This is a genomic window from Ectobacillus panaciterrae DSM 19096 (assembly GCF_000430785.1).
In the GTDB taxonomy this organism is placed as follows: Bacteria; Bacillota; Bacilli; order Bacillales; family Bacillaceae_G; genus Ectobacillus; species Ectobacillus panaciterrae.
Window position 1 is genome coordinate 1 of the sequence record NZ_AUMR01000044.1, and the last position, 17,168, is coordinate 17,168.

18 protein-coding genes, 2 rRNA genes and 1 other annotated feature are annotated in these 17,168 nt (G+C 42.1%); all 20 genes read left to right on the forward strand.

What is annotated here, in order from left to right; genetic code table 11:
* Nucleotides 1-141, forward strand: a 23S ribosomal RNA gene (locus H540_RS0111785); the annotation flags it as partial.
* 63 nt (nucleotides 142-204) lie between these two features.
* Nucleotides 205-320 (forward strand): 5S ribosomal RNA (rrf, locus tag H540_RS0111790).
* A gap of 322 nt (nucleotides 321-642) precedes the next feature.
* The gene (locus H540_RS0111795) at nucleotides 643-1,104 is read left to right on the forward strand and encodes a CtsR family transcriptional regulator (protein WP_028400826.1); all 462 of its coding nucleotides are present in this window, start codon (nucleotides 643-645) and stop codon (nucleotides 1,102-1,104) included.
* A 24-nt stretch (nucleotides 1,105-1,128) separates the two neighbouring features.
* Nucleotides 1,129-1,677 carry a protein-arginine kinase activator protein McsA gene (gene mcsA, locus H540_RS0111800; RefSeq protein WP_028400827.1) on the forward strand — a complete coding sequence of 183 codons (549 nt, stop codon included), beginning with the start codon at nucleotides 1,129-1,131 and terminating at the stop codon, nucleotides 1,675-1,677.
* Between the two features lie 4 nt (nucleotides 1,678-1,681).
* Nucleotides 1,682-2,755 (forward strand): protein-arginine kinase McsB, encoded by a 1,074-nt coding sequence (mcsB, locus tag H540_RS0111805; protein ID WP_028400828.1) that lies wholly within the window; start codon nucleotides 1,682-1,684, stop codon nucleotides 2,753-2,755.
* Nucleotides 2,756-2,769: 14 nt separating this feature from the next.
* Nucleotides 2,770-5,205: an ATP-dependent protease ATP-binding subunit ClpC gene (clpC, locus tag H540_RS0111810; protein ID WP_028400829.1), complete on the forward strand. Its 2,436-nt coding sequence runs from the start codon at nucleotides 2,770-2,772 to the stop codon at nucleotides 5,203-5,205.
* Nucleotides 5,206-5,316: 111 nt separating this feature from the next.
* A complete protein-coding gene (gene radA / locus H540_RS0111815; protein WP_028400830.1) occupies nucleotides 5,317-6,696 on the forward strand; it encodes a DNA repair protein RadA in 1,380 nt (459 codons plus the stop codon).
* Between the two features lie 2 nt (nucleotides 6,697-6,698).
* On the forward strand, nucleotides 6,699-7,775 hold the full coding sequence (gene disA, locus H540_RS0111820) for a DNA integrity scanning diadenylate cyclase DisA (protein WP_028400831.1): 1,077 nt from the start codon (nucleotides 6,699-6,701) through the stop codon (nucleotides 7,773-7,775).
* A 168-nt stretch (nucleotides 7,776-7,943) separates the two neighbouring features.
* Nucleotides 7,944-9,041 (forward strand): PIN/TRAM domain-containing protein, encoded by a 1,098-nt coding sequence (locus H540_RS0111825; RefSeq protein ID WP_028400832.1) that lies wholly within the window; start codon nucleotides 7,944-7,946, stop codon nucleotides 9,039-9,041.
* A 9-nt stretch (nucleotides 9,042-9,050) separates the two neighbouring features.
* On the forward strand, nucleotides 9,051-9,734 hold the full coding sequence (ispD, locus tag H540_RS0111830) for a 2-C-methyl-D-erythritol 4-phosphate cytidylyltransferase (RefSeq protein WP_034670893.1): 684 nt from the start codon (nucleotides 9,051-9,053) through the stop codon (nucleotides 9,732-9,734).
* Nucleotides 9,735-9,746: 12 nt separating this feature from the next.
* Complete coding sequence (gene ispF / locus H540_RS0111835) at nucleotides 9,747-10,226, forward strand: 2-C-methyl-D-erythritol 2,4-cyclodiphosphate synthase (protein ID WP_028400834.1); 480 nt, start codon at nucleotides 9,747-9,749, stop codon at nucleotides 10,224-10,226.
* Nucleotides 10,227-10,274: 48 nt separating this feature from the next.
* Nucleotides 10,275-11,732 carry a glutamate--tRNA ligase gene (gltX, locus tag H540_RS0111840; RefSeq protein ID WP_028400835.1) on the forward strand — a complete coding sequence of 486 codons (1,458 nt, stop codon included), beginning with the start codon at nucleotides 10,275-10,277 and terminating at the stop codon, nucleotides 11,730-11,732.
* A 50-nt stretch (nucleotides 11,733-11,782) separates the two neighbouring features.
* Nucleotides 11,783-11,997, forward strand: a binding site (T-box leader).
* A gap of 219 nt (nucleotides 11,998-12,216) precedes the next feature.
* Nucleotides 12,217-12,882 (forward strand): serine O-acetyltransferase, encoded by a 666-nt coding sequence (gene cysE, locus H540_RS0111845; protein ID WP_028400836.1) that lies wholly within the window; start codon nucleotides 12,217-12,219, stop codon nucleotides 12,880-12,882.
* Nucleotides 12,863-14,260: a cysteine--tRNA ligase gene (gene cysS, locus H540_RS0111850; RefSeq protein ID WP_028400837.1), complete on the forward strand. Its 1,398-nt coding sequence runs from the start codon at nucleotides 12,863-12,865 to the stop codon at nucleotides 14,258-14,260. Before cysE ends, cysS begins: the two co-directional genes overlap by 20 nt.
* Nucleotides 14,261-14,262: 2 nt before the next feature.
* The gene (locus tag H540_RS0111855; RefSeq protein WP_028400838.1) at nucleotides 14,263-14,670 is read left to right on the forward strand and encodes a Mini-ribonuclease 3; all 408 of its coding nucleotides are present in this window, start codon (nucleotides 14,263-14,265) and stop codon (nucleotides 14,668-14,670) included.
* A complete protein-coding gene (rlmB, locus tag H540_RS0111860; RefSeq protein ID WP_028400839.1) occupies nucleotides 14,667-15,410 on the forward strand; it encodes a 23S rRNA (guanosine(2251)-2'-O)-methyltransferase RlmB in 744 nt (247 codons plus the stop codon). Before H540_RS0111855 ends, rlmB begins: the two co-directional genes overlap by 4 nt.
* A 2-nt stretch (nucleotides 15,411-15,412) precedes the next feature.
* Nucleotides 15,413-15,925 (forward strand): NYN domain-containing protein, encoded by a 513-nt coding sequence (locus tag H540_RS0111865; RefSeq protein ID WP_028400840.1) that lies wholly within the window; start codon nucleotides 15,413-15,415, stop codon nucleotides 15,923-15,925.
* A 61-nt stretch (nucleotides 15,926-15,986) separates the two neighbouring features.
* Nucleotides 15,987-16,649: an RNA polymerase factor sigma-70 gene (locus tag H540_RS0111870; RefSeq protein WP_245592230.1), complete on the forward strand. Its 663-nt coding sequence runs from the start codon at nucleotides 15,987-15,989 to the stop codon at nucleotides 16,647-16,649.
* A gap of 127 nt (nucleotides 16,650-16,776) precedes the next feature.
* Entirely contained in the window at nucleotides 16,777-16,923 is a 147-nt protein-coding gene (gene rpmG, locus H540_RS0111875; protein WP_028400842.1) for a 50S ribosomal protein L33, read from the forward strand.
* A gap of 30 nt (nucleotides 16,924-16,953) precedes the next feature.
* The gene (secE, locus tag H540_RS0111880; protein WP_028400843.1) at nucleotides 16,954-17,133 is read left to right on the forward strand and encodes a preprotein translocase subunit SecE; all 180 of its coding nucleotides are present in this window, start codon (nucleotides 16,954-16,956) and stop codon (nucleotides 17,131-17,133) included.
* Nucleotides 17,134-17,168 lie beyond the last annotated feature (35 nt).

The following is a 17,168-nucleotide window of genomic DNA, read 5'->3' on the forward strand; positions in this document are numbered from 1 at the left end:
CATGAAGCCCCCCTCAAGATGAGATTTCCCATAGCGTCAAGCTAGTAAGATCCCTGAAAGATGATCAGGTTGATAGGTTCGAGGTGGAAGCGTGGCGACACGTGGAGCTGACGAATACTAATCGATCGAGGGCTTAACCAATATACACTTTATCTTATGTTATCTAGTTTTGAAGGAATATTAAATTTCCTTATATAACAAGAGTCTGGTAATGATGGCGAAGAGGTCACACCCGTTCCCATACCGAACACGGAAGTTAAGCTCTTCAGCGCCGATGGTAGTTGGGACCTTGTCCCTGTGAGAGTAGGACGTCGCTAGGCACTGAAAAAGGATTAGTCATTTGACTGGTCCTTTTTTTGTTTTTATAAGTTAACTATTTATCATAAATTAGGCGAGAATGCTCCCAATTCAAGCGTGTGGATGGAAGTAAGTAAGCGGGGGATGTTCATGAATTAAAATCCCAAAGGAAGCCGTATAATGAAAAGATATTGCCGCTAGACGGTTGAAATAATGCTCTTGCATAAGATTAAACACCTGGAGTTTTGGGGAGGATAAAGTTGAGATGCAAAACAGTTGCAAAATTTATGGAGATGTATATAATTAAAGTCAAAGATAGTCAAAGTCAATAAAGGTGGAAGGTGAATGAGAAATATATCGGATATTATTGAACAGTACTTGAAGCAGGTTATTGACTTAAGCGGAAACAATATTATTGAAATTAAACGCAGCGAAGTTGCAGATAAGTTTGATTGTGTTCCTTCTCAAATCAACTATGTTATTAATACTCGTTTCACATTGGAGCGAGGATTTATCGTTGAGAGTAAAAGAGGAGGGGGCGGCTATATTCGAATTAGTAAGGTAAAGCTTCATGATGAAATTCACATAATTGATCAAATGATTCACCTTGTTCGAAACAGCATCCCGCAGTCAAGTTCAGAAAGTATTATTCAACGGCTCGCAGAAGAGGATCTCATTACAACTCGTGAAGTCAAAATTATGCTCAGTGTATTGGACCGCTCTGTTTTACTGGCAGATTTACCGTATCGAGATGAGCTTCGCGCACGTATGTTAAAAGCAATGCTCACTACATTGAAATATAAGTAGTTTTAAAAGGCGGGGGGATGTATTTTGATTTGTCAAGAATGTCAAACACGGCCAGCCACATTGCATTTTACAAAAGTGATAAACGGGGAAAAAACAGAAGTGCATATTTGTGAACAATGTTCTCAAGAAAAAGGTTACAATTCTTTTTTTTCCTCGCAAAACTCTAATTTTTCTTTTCATAACCTTTTAGCGGGATTGTTGAATATGGATCAGCCTATCGTTGGAAAAAAAGCGAATTCTGTTTCGCAGCAGGAACAGATTCAATGCCTAAACTGCCATATGACATATCAACAGTTCACGAAAGCAGGCAGATTTGGCTGTGCGCATTGCTATGAAGCTTTTCAAGAACATTTACAACCCATTTTGCGCCGTCTTCACAGCGGAAATACAACCCATTATGGGAAAATTCCGAGACGCGTAGGAGGAAATCTTCATCTTCGAAAAGAATTAGATGAGTTAAGACGTAAAATGCAGCATCACATACAGGCGGAAGAATTTGAAGAAGCTGCAGAGGCTCGCGATAGAATACGCGCAATTGAAAAGCAATTAAGTGAGCATAGAAAGGAGGAGTAATTCTATGTCACTCGATCGTATTATGAATGACGCTATCAGTCCGTGGATGAAGGAAAATGGTCCTGATTCCGATATTGTGCTAAGCAGCCGTATTCGACTGGCGAGAAACCTACAGACTTACACATTTCCGACTTTGTTGGACCATGAAGAAGCGCTGCAAGCAGTAAATGAGTTTGAAAAGGTAATAAATTTTGGCATAGAAGGACTTGGAAAGCTTGAAATGGTGAAGATGGGGGATCTGCAGCCAATTCAAAGACGTGTGCTTGTAGAGAAACATCTCATTAGTCCAGATTTAGCTGAAAACTCTCCTTTAGGTGCTTGTTTATTATCTGAAAGTGAACAAATTAGCATTATGATTAATGAGGAGGATCATATTCGCATACAATGTTTATTCCCGGGCTTTCAATTATCGGAAGCTTTGCATCTTGCAAATACCGTGGATGATTGGTTAGAAGAACATATAGAATATGCATTTGACGAGCAGCTTGGTTATCTTACCAGCTGTCCCACAAATGTAGGAACCGGGCTTCGCGCATCTGTGATGATGCACTTGCCGGCACTTGTTCTTACCCGCCAAATGAATCGTATCGTGACAGCTATTAATCAATTGGGATTAGTTGTACGCGGTATATATGGAGAAGGAAGCGAAGCTCTCGGAAACATTTTTCAAGTTTCTAATCAAACTACACTTGGGAAATCGGAAGAGGATATTATTGAAGATTTGCAAAGTGTAGTACTTCAGCTTATTCAACAAGAAAGAGTCGCAAGAGAGGCTCTTATGAAAACATCAGGTATTCAACTTGAGGATAAAGTATATCGTTCGTACGGCATCCTTTCCAATAGCCGTCTCATTGAATCAGGAGAGGCGGCTGGCTGTTTATCGGATGTACGTCTAGGTATTGATTTAGGCTATATTCAAAATATCTCTCGGAGTATATTAACGGAACTAATGATACTCACTCAGCCAGGCATTTTACAGCAATACGCAGGCAGTCCGCTGCGACCGGAAGAGCGTGATTATCGAAGGGCTTCTCTGATTCGGGAACGATTGCTGCTTGAACAAAATAAAAATATGTAGGAGGCCTGATTCGTATGATGTTTGGAAGATTCACAGAGCGGGCACAAAAAGTGTTGGCTTTATCTCAAGAAGAAGCGATCCGCATTGGTCATAACAATATCGGAACAGAACATGTTTTATTAGGACTTGTCCGCGAAGGCGAAGGAATTGCTGCAAAAGCGCTTGTGGCTCTTGGTTTAAGCCCTGAAAAAATTCAAAAAGAAGTAGAAGCGTTAATTGGACGCGGCACAGAAGCTACACAAACGGTTCATTATACGCCTCGCGCGAAAAAGGTAATTGAGCTGTCCATGGATGAGGCCAGAAAGCTTGGACATTCTTATGTGGGAACAGAGCATATCCTTTTAGGATTAATCCGTGAAGGCGAAGGTGTAGCTGCACGCGTGTTAAATAATCTTGGTGTAAGCTTAAATAAAGCAAGACAGCAAGTACTTCAGCTGTTGGGAAGCAATGAAGCATCCTCCGGTCATCAGGGAGGAGCTGCAGCTAATGCAAATACACCAACGCTTGATAGCTTAGCGCGTGATTTAACAGCAATTGCACGTGAAGGACGCTTAGATCCAGTGATCGGCCGAAGCAAAGAAATTCAGCGTGTAATTGAGGTGCTAAGCCGCAGAACAAAGAACAACCCGGTATTAATCGGTGAACCTGGGGTCGGTAAAACAGCGATTGCTGAAGGATTAGCACAGCAAATCGTAAATAATGAAGTGCCGGAAACTTTGCGTGATAAGCGCGTTATGACGCTTGATATGGGTACAGTTGTTGCCGGTACAAAATATCGCGGTGAATTTGAAGATCGTTTAAAGAAAGTAATGGATGAAATTCGCCAAGCCGGCAATATTATTCTATTTATTGACGAGCTGCACACACTGATTGGCGCAGGCGGCGCAGAAGGTGCAATTGATGCATCTAACATCCTGAAGCCGTCATTGGCTCGCGGTGAACTGCAGTGCATTGGCGCTACAACACTTGATGAGTATCGTAAATATATTGAAAAGGACGCAGCGTTAGAGCGCCGCTTCCAGCCGATTCAAGTAGATGAACCGAGTGCAGAAGAGTCTGTTCAAATTTTGAAAGGATTGCGTGACCGCTATGAAGCGCATCACCGTGTATCCATCTCTGATGAAGCAATTGATGCAGCGGTAAAATTATCTGACCGTTATATCACAGATCGTTTCTTGCCGGATAAAGCTATTGACTTAATTGACGAGGCAGCATCTAAAGTTCGTTTACGCTCTTATACAGCTCCGCCAAACTTAAAAGAGTGCGAGCAAAAGCTGGAAGAAGTACGAAAAGAAAAAGATGCGGCTGTACAAAGCCAAGAGTTTGAAAAAGCAGCTTCTTTACGCGATATGGAGCAGCGTCTTCGTGAACAATTAGAAGATACGAAGCGCCAGTGGAAAGAACAGCAAGGCAAAGAAAACTCCGAAGTCACAGTGGAAGACATCGCAAGCGTTGTATCCACTTGGACACGTATTCCAGTTTCTAAGCTTGCACAAACAGAAACTGATAAGCTATTGAACCTTGAGCAAATTCTGCATGATCGTCTGATTGGTCAAGATGAAGCGGTCGTAGCAGTAGCGAAAGCAGTTCGCCGTGCAAGAGCGGGGTTAAAAGATCCGAAGCGTCCGATTGGTTCCTTTATCTTCTTGGGGCCGACAGGTGTGGGTAAAACAGAGCTTGCTAGAGCGTTAGCTGAATCCATGTTTGGCGATGAAGATGCATTGATTCGCATCGACATGTCAGAATACATGGAGAAACACTCTACATCCCGTCTCGTTGGGTCGCCTCCAGGATATGTAGGATACGAAGAAGGCGGTCAATTAACGGAAAAAGTTCGCCGTAAGCCATACTCTGTAATTTTATTGGATGAGGTAGAAAAAGCACATCCGGATGTATTCAACATTTTGCTTCAAGTACTGGAGGACGGCCGTTTAACAGATTCTAAAGGCCGTACAGTAGACTTCCGCAATACAATTGTCATCATGACATCAAACGTAGGTGCGGATACATTGAAACGCAATAAGCATATGGGCTTTAACGTACAAGATGAGAGCCGCGACTATGCAGATATGAAAGGGAAAGTGATGGATGAGCTGAAGAAAGCGTTTCGTCCTGAGTTCCTGAACCGTATTGATGAAATTATCGTGTTCCACCCGCTAGAGAAGAAACATATTAAAGAGATTGTAACGCTTATGGCAAATCAGCTGAAGAAGCGTTTAGTAGAACAAGAAATTGAGCTACACATTACAGATACAGCGCTTGAGCTGCTTGCTGATAAAGGATTTGATGCCGAGTACGGAGCACGTCCATTGCGCCGAGCTATTCAGAAACATGTAGAAGACAGACTGTCTGAAGAGCTTCTAAAAGGTGTTATTGAGAAAGGGCAGAAGGTTATCTTTGATGTAGAAGGAGAATCATTTGTCATTCATAGTGCAGAAAAGGTAAAATAGCAGTAAAGAGAAAAGGGGCTAGTTAGTAGCCCTTTTTCTTATATAATCAAAAGCTGCATACTGGATATGATAGTGATACATAATCATAATAGATTTAAAGTGAGGAAAACCATGGCGAAGAAGAAAACGAAATTTGTTTGTCAGGAATGTGGCTATGAGTCACCGAAGTGGATGGGGAAATGTCCTGGCTGCGGTGCATGGAATACATTTACAGAAGAACTAGCAGCTCCCGTATCCTCGCGCCGTCTAACCTTTGCGACCGGTTTTCAGACTGAGGCGGCAAAGCCGCGTCCCATCACAGACGTAGAGACGAAAAATGAAGCGCGCATTACAACGCGCTATCAAGAGCTGAACCGCGTGTTAGGAGGGGGCATTGTAAATGGGTCGCTTGTTTTAATCGGCGGTGACCCGGGAATAGGCAAGTCCACTTTGCTGCTGCAAGTATCAGCGCAGCTCGCTGAGAGTTCTTATCAAGTTTTATATATTTCAGGAGAGGAATCGCCAAAGCAAATTAAGCTGAGAGCGGACCGCTTGGATGTCAGCAGCAGTAATCTTTATGTATATTCTGAAACCGATTTACAGCGCATTGTACAATATATTGAAGATATGAATCCCTCATTTGTCGTAATTGACTCTATTCAAACGATTTATATGCCCGAGGTTACTTCAGCGCCCGGCAGCGTATCGCAGGTGCGCGAATGTACGGCAGAGCTTATGAAGCTTGCAAAAACAAAAGGTATTCCCATTTTTATTGTCGGACATGTTACGAAGGAAGGGAATATTGCCGGACCCCGTTTACTTGAGCATATGGTAGATGCCGTTTTATATTTCGAAGGAGAGCGGCATCATACATATCGTATTTTACGAGCTGTGAAAAATCGCTTCGGTTCTACGAACGAGATGGGAATTTTCGAGATGAAGGAGCTTGGTTTGAAGGAAGTATTAAATCCTTCTGAAATCTTTTTGGAAGAGCGTCCGGTAGGAGTGGCAGGCTCCACAGTTGTAGCTTCCATGGAAGGGACTCGTCCTGTTTTAGTAGAAGTACAGGCTCTTATTTCGCCGACTAGCTTTGGAAATCCGCGCCGAATGGCTACAGGTATTGATCATAACCGTGTATCCTTAATCATGGCTGTACTTGAAAAGAGGGCAGGACTGCTTCTGCAAAATCAAGATGCTTACCTGAAAGTAGCGGGTGGTATAAAGCTGGATGAGCCGGCTATCGACTTGGCTGTTGCCATGAGTATTGCTTCTAGTTTTCGGGATAAACCGACTTCCCCTACTGATGCAGTTATCGGTGAAGTCGGACTGACAGGTGAAGTACGAAGGGTTTCGCGCATTGAGCAACGTGTACAAGAAGCAGCGAAGCTGGGCTTTCACAGAGTTATTATTCCAAGCAAGAATTTAGGCGGATGGACAATCCCAGAAGGAATTGAAGTTGTCGGGGTATCCAACATCGGAGAGGCTCTTCGATATACGCTAGGAGGGGCGTAGTAATGGAGGAAAATAAACAGCGATCAAAAAGTATTATTAGTATATTACAGCTTGTGGCGCCCGGAACGCCTTTAAGGGAAGGCATTGATAATGTGCTTCGTGCGCAAACAGGCGGGCTTATCGTGCTGGGCTATAACGATCAAATAAAAGGGATTGTAGACGGGGGCTTCCATATTAACTGTCCGTTTTCTCCTGCGAGCTTATATGAATTGGCGAAAATGGACGGCGCCCTCATCCTGAATGAAACAGGAAGCAAAATCTTGCTTGCGAATGCCCAATTGATGCCCGAAGCGGCCATTGAATCTATGGAAACAGGCATGCGCCATCGTACAGCGGAGCGGGTCGCCAAGCAAACAGGAAATCTTGTTATTGCAATTTCACAACGGCGGAATGTTATTACGCTCTATCAGGGAATCCTTCGTTATACATTGAAAGATATCGGCGTTATTCTAACAAAAGCAAATCAAGCTATCCAGACATTAGAAAAATATAAAGCTGTTTGGAGTGAGGGCATTACAAACTTGGGTGTTTTGGAATTTGAAGAGGTTGTAACGATTGCGGAAGTGCTTCATGTGCTGCATAGTGTAGAAATGGTGCTCCGTATTAAAAATGAGATTTTCAGCTATATTCACGAGCTGGGCACGGAAGGCAGACTCATTCGATTGCAGTTGGATGAGCTCCTGGCAGATTTAGAAGAGGAAGCCGCACTTCTTATTAAAGATTATTATCATGAAAAAACACAAGAACATTATCAAATTTTGAAAAAGCTGCAGGAGTTATCTAATATAGAATTACTAGAGGACAGTGACTTGGTAAAGCTGCTCGGATATTCAGGTCAAATCAATTTAGAGGAAAAAAGCGTAACACCGCGGGGGTACCGTATTCTTGGAAAAATCTCTCGCCTGCCGCCGCTCATCATTGAAAATCTTATTAATCGTTTTAAAAACCTGCAAGGCATTTGCCGGGCTACTATGGATGACTTAGATGAGGTAGAGGGAATCGGCGAGGTACGTGCAAAGAAAATTCGCGACGGTTTAAAACGTATCCAAGAGCAGCTGTATATAAGTAGGCATAATTAAAAAATTAACAAAAATTAACAATATTGCATTCGTGTAACAATATCCTGTCGTTCACACCTTTACAAGATATGGTATGATATATTGGAAAGCAAATTAAATAAAATCTCGCTTTTGCATTCGACGTTTTCAATGAGAGAGTACTGTCTATAATGAGTAGGAGGTGGTTGAATGTTAAAACGGATTGTACAGCTGTTCTTTTTAGTAATAGGAGGGGCATTAGGGATTTTCCTAATTCCAAAAGTGATAGATGTATTAAACGTTGGCTCCATTCCATGGCTGGAAGAGTCTTATATTCGTGCGATCATCGGTGCAATCGTCTTATTTATTACAACATTCTGGCTGGTAGATTATATTGTTCATTTGATTAAATATGTTGAGGAAGCCATGGTAAAAGCACCGGTTACGGATGTTTTATTTGGCAGTTTAGGACTTATCTTCGGACTTATAGTAGCTTATTTAATTCTTCTTCCCATCAAATCGATTACCATTCAGGTAATTAGCACCGTATTGCAAATTTTTGTAACGATATTGCTTGGTTATCTTGGTTTTCAGGTTGGATTTAAGAAACGAAATGAGCTCGTAGCGCTCTTTTCTTTACCGCAGCGCGGAGGCAAAAAGAAGAACTCTCACGAAGAAGCAGAAGAAGAAATGCCGCCAGCGAACTTTAAGTTATTAGATACAAGCGTAATTATTGATGGACGTATTGCGGATATTTGTCAAACTGGTTTCTTTGAGGGAACCATTCTAATCCCGCAATTTGTATTGGAAGAATTGCAGCATATCGCAGATTCATCAGATACGCTGAAACGTAATCGAGGCAGACGCGGGCTGGATATATTAAATAAAATTCAAAAAGAGCTTGCTATTAAGGTAGAGATTTATGAAGGTGACTTTGAAGATATTCAAGAAGTAGACAGCAAGCTTGTCAAATTGGCGAAAGTTATGAACGGAGCTGTCGTCACAAATGATTTTAACTTAAATAAAGTTTGTGAACTGCAAGGCGTAAAGGTGTTAAACATCAACGATTTAGCCAATGCTATTAAGCCGGTCGTATTGCCAGGCGAAGAGCTAAGTGTGTACGTAGTAAAAGATGGTAAAGAGCATAATCAGGGAGTTGCTTATCTTGATGATGGTACGATGATTGTTGTAGAGGATGGAAGAGAGTATATTGGCTCTCAACTTGAGGTGCTTGTCACAAGTGTTCTTCAAACCTCAGCCGGCCGTATGATTTTTGCGAAGAGAAAGCAGCTTGAAAAAGCGTTATAGGAGTTTAACATGAAATATATATTGGTCATTCCCGCAGCTGGACAAGGAAAGCGGATGGGAGCGGGAAGGAACAAGCTGTTTTTACCCATCTCCTCTGTTCCTCTTATTATTCATACTTTACAAGTATTTGAGAAGGATGAACAATGCGCACAAATCATTCTTGCGATTAATGAAGAAGAACGTGTGTTATTTCAGCAGCTGATTGAAGAGTATCGTTTAAAGAAGGATATTATCCTGATACAAGGCGGAGCGGAACGGCAGGATAGTGTGTATAATGGCATTCTTCATGCTGCAGATGCTGAGTATGTGCTTGTGCATGATGGCGCACGCCCTTTTGTTACACAAGCGATTATTAATGATGTACTACATATGGCAAAAGAAAAAGGAGCTTCCATTTGCGCTGTTCCTGTAAAAGATACAATTAAACGGGTGCGTAATCAGGTAGTGGAAGAGACGGTAGAACGTTCCAGCCTCTGGGCGGTACAAACCCCGCAAGGCTTTCAACTGTCTGTGTTGCGTGAGGCTCATGAGCAGGCACATCGTCACAGTTTTTTAGGAACGGACGATGCCAGTCTCGTGGAGCGTCTTGGAAAAGAAGTGGGAGTTGTACAGGGCAGCTATTACAACATTAAAGTGACAACGCCAGACGACTTAGTAGTGGCAGAAGGCTTCCTGAACAGAGAGAGAACGTAAGGAGGATATAAGATGTTTCGAATCGGACAAGGATTTGATGTGCATGCATTTGCAGAAGGAAGACCGCTTATTATCGGCGGGATTACCATTCCTTATGAGAAGGGTCTGCTTGGTCATTCAGATGCAGACGTATTGCTTCATACGATTGCGGATGCATGCTTAGGAGCAATTGCAGCAGGAGATATCGGTAAGCATTTTCCTGATACAGACCCGGCATTCAAGGACGCGGATTCCGCTGTTTTGCTTGAAAAGGTTTGGGAGATTGTCGAGCGGCACGGATATGAGCTGGCAAACTTGGATTGTACGATTATTGCACAAAAGCCGAAAATGGCTCCATATATTGAAGACATGAGAAAGCGTATCAGCGACTTATTACAAACATCTGCTGAAAATGTAAATGTAAAAGCAACAACAACAGAAAGGCTCGGATTTACAGGAAGAGAAGAAGGAATTGCTTCCCAAGCCGTTGTACTGTTGAAAAAAAAGCAATAACGCTATAAAATTTGGATAGTGACAAATTAAGACGGAAGGTGTCCACACATGACAAACAAGGTGAGACTGCGTTATGCTCCAAGTCCAACGGGGCATTTGCATATTGGCAATACAAGAACGGCATTGTTTAACTATTTATTCGCGAAGCATCACGGCGGCGACTTTATTATCCGTATTGAAGATACAGACTTAAAGCGTAACGTGGAAGGCGGCGAAAAAAGTCAGTTGAAATATTTGAAGTGGCTTGGAATTGAATGGGATGAGAGCGTTGATATCGGCGGTCCGTACGGCCCATACCGCCAAACAGAGCGTTTGGATATCTATAAGGAATTGTACGAGCAGCTGCTAGAGCGCGGATTAGCATATAAGTGCTACGTGTCGGAAGAGGAACTAGAGGCAGAGCGTGAAGTGCAAATCGCGGCAGGTGAAACACCTCGCTACTCCGGAGCGCACCGTGAGCTTTCAGAAGAACAAATGAAGGCATTTGAAGCAGAAGGGCGTGTACCAAGCATTCGCTTCCGTGTTCTTGAAAATAGAGAGTATAAATTTAATGACCTTGTAAAAGGCGAAGTAAAGTTTGACTCTGAGGATTTCGGTGATTTCGTTATTGTCAAAAAAGACGGTATTCCGACATACAACTTTGCGGTTGCGGTGGATGACTACATGATGAAAATTTCTCATGTCCTTCGCGGTGAAGAACATATCTCTAACACGCCAAAGCAATTGATGATTTACGAAGCGTTCGGCTGGGAAGCGCCGAAATTCGGTCACATGACATTGATTGTGAATGAGAACCGCAAGAAATTAAGCAAGCGTGATGAATCTGTTATCCAATTCATCCAGCAATACGAAGAGCTTGGATACTTACCGGAAGCATTGTTAAACTTCATCGGTCTTCTTGGCTGGTCTCCGGTCGGCGAAGAGGAAATTTTCACGAAGGAACAATTCATTGAAATGTTTGATGCTGATCGTTTATCCAAATCTCCGGCTGTATTTGATACGCAAAAGCTGAAATGGATGAATAATCAATATATGAAGAAGCAATCGGTTGATCGTGTAATGGAGCTAAGCTTACCGCATCTTGTCAAAGCAGGACGCGTAAGTGAAAGTATGAGTGAGCAAGAGCTGGTTTGGGTGCGCAATTTAGTTGCTTTATATCATGATCAAATCAGCTACGGAGCTGAAATTGTCGAGCTTTCCGACGTGCTTTTCAAGGACGAAATCAGTTATGATGAAGAAGCGCAAGCAGTCATCAGCGAAGAGCAAGTGCCGGAAGTGCTTGCTGCATTTGTAGCAGAACTTGAAGCATTAGAAGAGTTTACTCCTGAAGCAGTACAGGCTGCGATTAAAGCCGTTCAAAAGAAAACGGGTCAAAAAGGCAAGAAACTATTTATGCCAATCCGTGTCGCAACAACAGGCCAAACACACGGTCCCGATCTTCCAAAAGCAATCGCGCTTCTTGGAAAAGATAAAATTTTAGCAAGGATTAACAAAGCAATCCATTAACATTTTGCTTTCTTTGCAATATAATAAGAATACTCTAATACAACGGAATATATAAAGCGACGAGAAGGAAGAGTAAGAAGTCCCGTTCTTTACAGAGAGAACTATCACCAGCTGAAAGTAGTTCAAGAACAGATTTCCGAAGTGCGCCTTTGAGTCTTCTGTTGAAACGTTTAGTAGGCAGAAGCGGTGAAGAGCCGTTATCCAAGCATGAGTTGAGGCCTTATTGGGCTTAAACAGAGTGGAACCGCGCTTTGGCGTCTCTGTCTATACAGAGACGCCTTTTTATTTTGGCATAAAAAGCAGACTCAGACTGATTGCACCGCGCGGGATACTTTCTACGGGGCTGTAAATTTTCTTGGAGGGGATAGAAAATGTGTTGTAAGTGTCGCAGCAAGCTGAATTTAGTTAGAAAGAGCAGTTTAGTTGGCAGATAATTTTGTTCCAGTTGAAAGTAGCTTAACAAATAAGGGGGGGGAAACAGGGAATGTTTAAGAGGCTTCGCGAGGACATAGAAGTCGTCTTTGAACAAGATCCGGCAGCGAGAAGCTACTTGGAAGTGATTCTAACGTACTCAGGGCTGCATGCGATCTGGGCACATCGTATAGCACATGCTTTTTATAAAGGACGTTTCTTCTTTTTAGCTCGTGTTATCTCACAGATAAGCCGCTTTTTTACCGGCATTGAAATTCATCCAGGGGCTAAAATCGGCAGACGATTTTTTATCGACCACGGCATGGGAGTAGTGATTGGAGAAACGTGTGAAATTGGTGAGAATGTAATCGTGTTTCAAGGGGTAACATTAGGCGGAACAGGGAAAGAAAAGGGGAAACGGCATCCGACTATTCAAGATAATGTGCTGATTGCAACAGGTGCTAAAGTACTGGGTTCTATTACGGTAGGAGAGAACTCAAAAATCGGTGCAGGTTCTGTCGTATTAAAAGAAGTGCCTCCTCATTCTACTGTAGTCGGTATTCCAGGGCGTGTCGTAATTCGAGACGGCATCAAAATTAAGCATGATTTGAATCATACAGATTTACCAGATCCAATTGCCGATAAGTTAAAAGCAATGGAAGCTGAAATTCAAAAACTCAAACAAGAAATAGAGACATCGAAAGAAGGGAAAGATTCTCATGGCCATTTATCTGTATAATACGTTAACGCGCAAGAAGGAAGAGTTTATTCCTCTTGAAGAAAATAGGGTAAAGATGTATGTATGCGGGCCGACCGTGTATAACTACATCCATATCGGAAATGCAAGACCGGCCATTGTATTTGATATGGTACGCCGCTATTTAGAATATAAAGGATATGAAGTGAACTACGTATCCAACTTTACAGATGTAGACGATAAGCTCATTAAAGCGGCAAATGAGCTCGGAGAAGATGTGCCGACCATCGCTGACCGTTTTATTAAGGCGTATTTTGAAGATACTTCAGCGCTGGGATGCCGCCATGCTAATGTTCATCCGCGTGTAACGGAAAATATGGACATTATTATCGAATTCATTCAAGAGCTGATCGATAAAGGCTATGCGTATGAATCAGCTGGCGATGTTTATTATAAAACGAAAGAGTTTACGGAGTATGGCAAGCTGTCTCATCAATCTATTTCTGAGCTTCGCCATGGCACACGCATTGAAGTAGGAGAGAAAAAGCAAGACCCTCTCGATTTTGTGCTTTGGAAAGCTGCAAAAGAAGGGGAGATTTATTGGGATAGTCCATGGGGCCAAGGACGCCCGGGCTGGCATATCGAATGCTCTGCGATGGCAAGAAAGTATTTAGGAGATACAATTGATATTCACGCAGGCGGTCAGGACCTTGCATTCCCTCACCATGAAAATGAAATTGCGCAATCTGAGGCGTTAACAGAAAAGCAATTTGCACGTTACTGGATGCATAATGGTTATATTAATATTGATAATGAGAAAATGTCGAAGTCATTAGGCAACTTTATTTTAGTTCACGATATCATTAAGCAATACGATCCGCAGCTTATCCGTTTCTTTATGTTATCGGTTCATTATCGTCACCCTATTAACTTCAGCGAATCACTTCTGCAAAGTACGCAAAAAGGATTAGAACGCATACTTACAGCGTACCATAATCTGAAGCATCGTATGGAAAGCAGCACGGATTTAACAGAAAATGATGAAAAGTGGATAGCTGAGGTAAAAGCATTCCGTGCAGCATTTGAAGAAGCGATGGATGACGACTTCAATACGGCAAATGCCATAACAGAGCTTTATAACTTGGCGAATCATGCAAATCAATATTTGTTGGAGCAGCATACATCTAAAGCTGTTATTGAAGAGTATGTAAAAGAGTTCGAGGACTTGTTCGGCGTAGTAGGGTTAACGCTCAGCAAAGAAGAGTTGCTTGATGAAGAAATTGAAGCGCTCATCCAAAAGCGGATTGAAGCTCGTAAAAACCGTGATTTTGCAATGTCAGATCAAATTCGCGATGAGTTGAAGGAACGAAATATCATCCTCGAAGATACACCGCAAGGAACACGATGGAAAAGAGGATAAGTATGATTGATGTAAAGCAGTTAAACAGCTTAGCGTTAGCTTATATGGGTGATGCGGTCTACGAGAAGTATGTCCGTCATCACCTGTTATTGAAAGGAAAGGTGCGCCCGAACCAGCTGCATCGCTTAAGTACACAGTATGTGTCTGCAAAAGCGCAAGCGAAGGTCATTCTTTCTTTGCTGGATGCGTCTATATTAAACGACGAAGAAACGGCTGTTGTGATGAGAGGAAGAAATGCAAAGTCCGGAACAGTTCCGAAAAACACGGATGTGCAGACATACAGGTATAGTACGGCATTTGAAGCTCTCATCGGCTATCATTATCTTTTGGACAACGATGACAGGCTTAGGGAAATTGTAGAAAAATCTATTGCAATTTCTGAGGATAAGGAAGGAGGAGAAAAACGTTGAATCAGGAATACATTATCGGAAGAAACCCTGTTATTGAAGCGCTCAAATCCGGACGGGATATTAATAAGATTTGGGTCGCAGAGGGAGCAGGCAAAGGACAAATTCAAACCGTTTTACATCTGGCAAAGGAGCATGGGGTGATTGTCCAGCAGTCTCCGAAGAAGAAGCTCGACCAAATGGTGGAAGGAAATCATCAAGGGGTTATTGCCCAAGTAGCCGCCTACCAATATGCAGAAGTAGATGACTTATTTAAGGCAGCGGAAGAAAGAGGGGAAGCACCGTTTTTCTTATTGCTCGATGAGATTGAAGATCCGCATAACTTAGGCTCCATTATGAGAACGGCAGATGCCGTCGGCGCGCATGGTATTATTATTCCAAAGCGAAGAGCAGTGGGTTTAACTGCAGCAGTAGCCAAATCTTCAACCGGCGCTATTGAATATATACCAGTAGTACGCGTAACCAATTTAGCTCGTACAATTGAAGAACTGAAAGAGCGCGGTGTTTGGATTGCGGGTACCGATGCAAAAGGAAGCGATGATTATCGCAATTTAGATGGAACGATGCCTTTAGGTTTGGTTATTGGAAGTGAAGGAAAGGGAATGAGCCGCCTTATAGGAGAAAAGTGCGATTTCCTTGTGCGTTTGCCTATGGCTGGAAAAGTCACATCGCTCAATGCATCAGTTGCAGCGGGTTTGTTAATGTATGAGGTGTATCGAAAGCGGCATCCTTTCGGTGAGTAAAAATGAAGGAAATTTTACTCGTAGACGGATATAACATTATAGGGGCCTGGGAAGCATTGCGAAAGCTCAAAGAGGAGGAGTTGCAAGCTGCCCGGGATCTCCTTATTGATAAAATGGCAGATTACCAAGGATATACCGGTACAAAAGTTATTATTGTTTTTGATGCTCATTTTGTACAAGGCATTGAAAAAAAAACAAAGCAAGCGCGAGTGGAAGTAATTTTTACTAAAAAAAATCAAACCGCTGACGAGAAAATTGAACAGCTTGCTATTGAACTGCGTAAAATTGATACGCGCATTCATGTAGCAACATCTGATTATACAGAGCAATGGGCTATTTTTGGCCAGGGGGCGCTGCGCAAATCCGCTCGTGAGCTGGAATTGGAAGTACAAACGATGGAAAAACAAGTGCGGCGGAAAATTACAGAAAAAATAACGTCAAAAGGAACATTTGAACCTCGATATAGCAAAGAAATCACAGAAAAATTAGAAAAATTACGGCGCGGAGAGCGTTGAGTTATTGACGCTCTTCAAACGCTTGCTGTATAATATTTCTATCTAACTAGCGGTCGGGGGGATAAGAGTGGAATCAGACTTCTTAAGTGGACACAACGCGCAGTTTATTGGGTTAGAGGACGAAGAAATAGTCGAAATTGTAAGACAAGGGGATATTTCGGCACTAGAATACTTGATTAACAAGTACAAAAACTTCGTACGCGCAAAATCAAGATCTTATTTTTTAGTTGGAGCTGATCGAGAAGATATTATTCAAGAAGGCATGATTGGACTGTTTAAGGCTATTCGTGATTACAAGGAAGACAAGCTGTCATCGTTTAAAGCTTTTGCGGAGCTGTGCATTACCCGTCAGATCATTACGGCTATCAAAACAGCAACAAGACAAAAGCATATTCCTTTAAACTCGTATGTTTCATTGGACAAGCCTATTTATGATGAAGAGTCTGATCGCACTTTATTAGACGTCATTTCCGAATCAAAAGTAACCGATCCGGAGGAAATGATTATCAGCCAGGAAGAATATGTAGATATAGAACTTAAAATTTCTGAATTATTAAGCGATTTAGAAAGAAAAGTACTTTCCTTATATTTAGACGGCCGTTCCTATCAGGAGATATCTGAACAGCTGAACCGTCATGTGAAATCAATTGACAATGCTTTACAGCGTGTAAAAAGAAAGCTGGAACGCTACGTGGAGATGAGAGAGAGCACTGCGTTAAATTGATCAATAAAATGAGATGGGGGAACCTGTCTCATTTTATTTTTTACTGCATTTAATGGGTGTGATTGACATGTTCTTTTATTGTATGTTACATTTTTAAGGACATAGTTTCATAAGGCTGGTGTAAGAAATGCGCAAAAAAATTGTACTCTCATGTACGGAATGTAACAGCAGAAACTACTCCACGATGAAAAAAGCAGGCTCTGCGGAGCGTCTTGAGATGAAAAAATTTTGCAAAGCGTGCAATGATCATACTATTCATAAAGAAACAAAATAAGAATTGCTATTCATACTGGAGGTCCCATAGATGCGTTTAACTAACTTTTTCGGCGATGTAGGTCGCGAGATGAAGAAAGTAAGTTGGCCGAAACGAACTGAACTTGTTCGTTCTACCATTACAGTTATTGCAACAGTTGTATTTTTTGCTATCTTCTTTGCATTTCTGGATATGGGTATTTCTTCATTAATTCGCTTAATTCTTGAATAAGATGCGCTTGTACATGATATAATGATATCTATACG

What these genes read in the sequence shown, in the direction of transcription:
- H540_RS0111795 (WP_028400826.1), top strand. Translation starts at nt 643, where the DNA reads ATGAGAAATATATCGGATATTATTGAACAGTACTTGAAGCAGGTTATT.
- mcsB (WP_028400828.1), top strand. Translation starts at nt 1,682, where the DNA reads ATGTCACTCGATCGTATTATGAATGACGCTATCAGTCCGTGGATGAAG.
- clpC (WP_028400829.1), top strand. Translation starts at nt 2,770, where the DNA reads ATGATGTTTGGAAGATTCACAGAGCGGGCACAAAAAGTGTTGGCTTTA.
- radA (WP_028400830.1), top strand. Translation starts at nt 5,317, where the DNA reads ATGGCGAAGAAGAAAACGAAATTTGTTTGTCAGGAATGTGGCTATGAG.
- disA (WP_028400831.1), top strand. Translation starts at nt 6,699, where the DNA reads ATGGAGGAAAATAAACAGCGATCAAAAAGTATTATTAGTATATTACAG.
- H540_RS0111825 (WP_028400832.1), top strand. Translation starts at nt 7,944, where the DNA reads ATGTTAAAACGGATTGTACAGCTGTTCTTTTTAGTAATAGGAGGGGCA.
- ispD (WP_034670893.1), top strand. Translation starts at nt 9,051, where the DNA reads ATGAAATATATATTGGTCATTCCCGCAGCTGGACAAGGAAAGCGGATG.
- ispF (WP_028400834.1), top strand. Translation starts at nt 9,747, where the DNA reads ATGTTTCGAATCGGACAAGGATTTGATGTGCATGCATTTGCAGAAGGA.
- gltX (WP_028400835.1), top strand. Translation starts at nt 10,275, where the DNA reads ATGACAAACAAGGTGAGACTGCGTTATGCTCCAAGTCCAACGGGGCAT.
- cysE (WP_028400836.1), top strand. Translation starts at nt 12,217, where the DNA reads ATGTTTAAGAGGCTTCGCGAGGACATAGAAGTCGTCTTTGAACAAGAT.
- cysS (WP_028400837.1), top strand. Translation starts at nt 12,863, where the DNA reads ATGGCCATTTATCTGTATAATACGTTAACGCGCAAGAAGGAAGAGTTT.
- H540_RS0111855 (WP_028400838.1), top strand. Translation starts at nt 14,263, where the DNA reads ATGATTGATGTAAAGCAGTTAAACAGCTTAGCGTTAGCTTATATGGGT.
- H540_RS0111865 (WP_028400840.1), top strand. Translation starts at nt 15,413, where the DNA reads ATGAAGGAAATTTTACTCGTAGACGGATATAACATTATAGGGGCCTGG.
- rpmG (WP_028400842.1), top strand. Translation starts at nt 16,777, where the DNA reads ATGCGCAAAAAAATTGTACTCTCATGTACGGAATGTAACAGCAGAAAC.
- secE (WP_028400843.1), top strand. Translation starts at nt 16,954, where the DNA reads ATGCGTTTAACTAACTTTTTCGGCGATGTAGGTCGCGAGATGAAGAAA.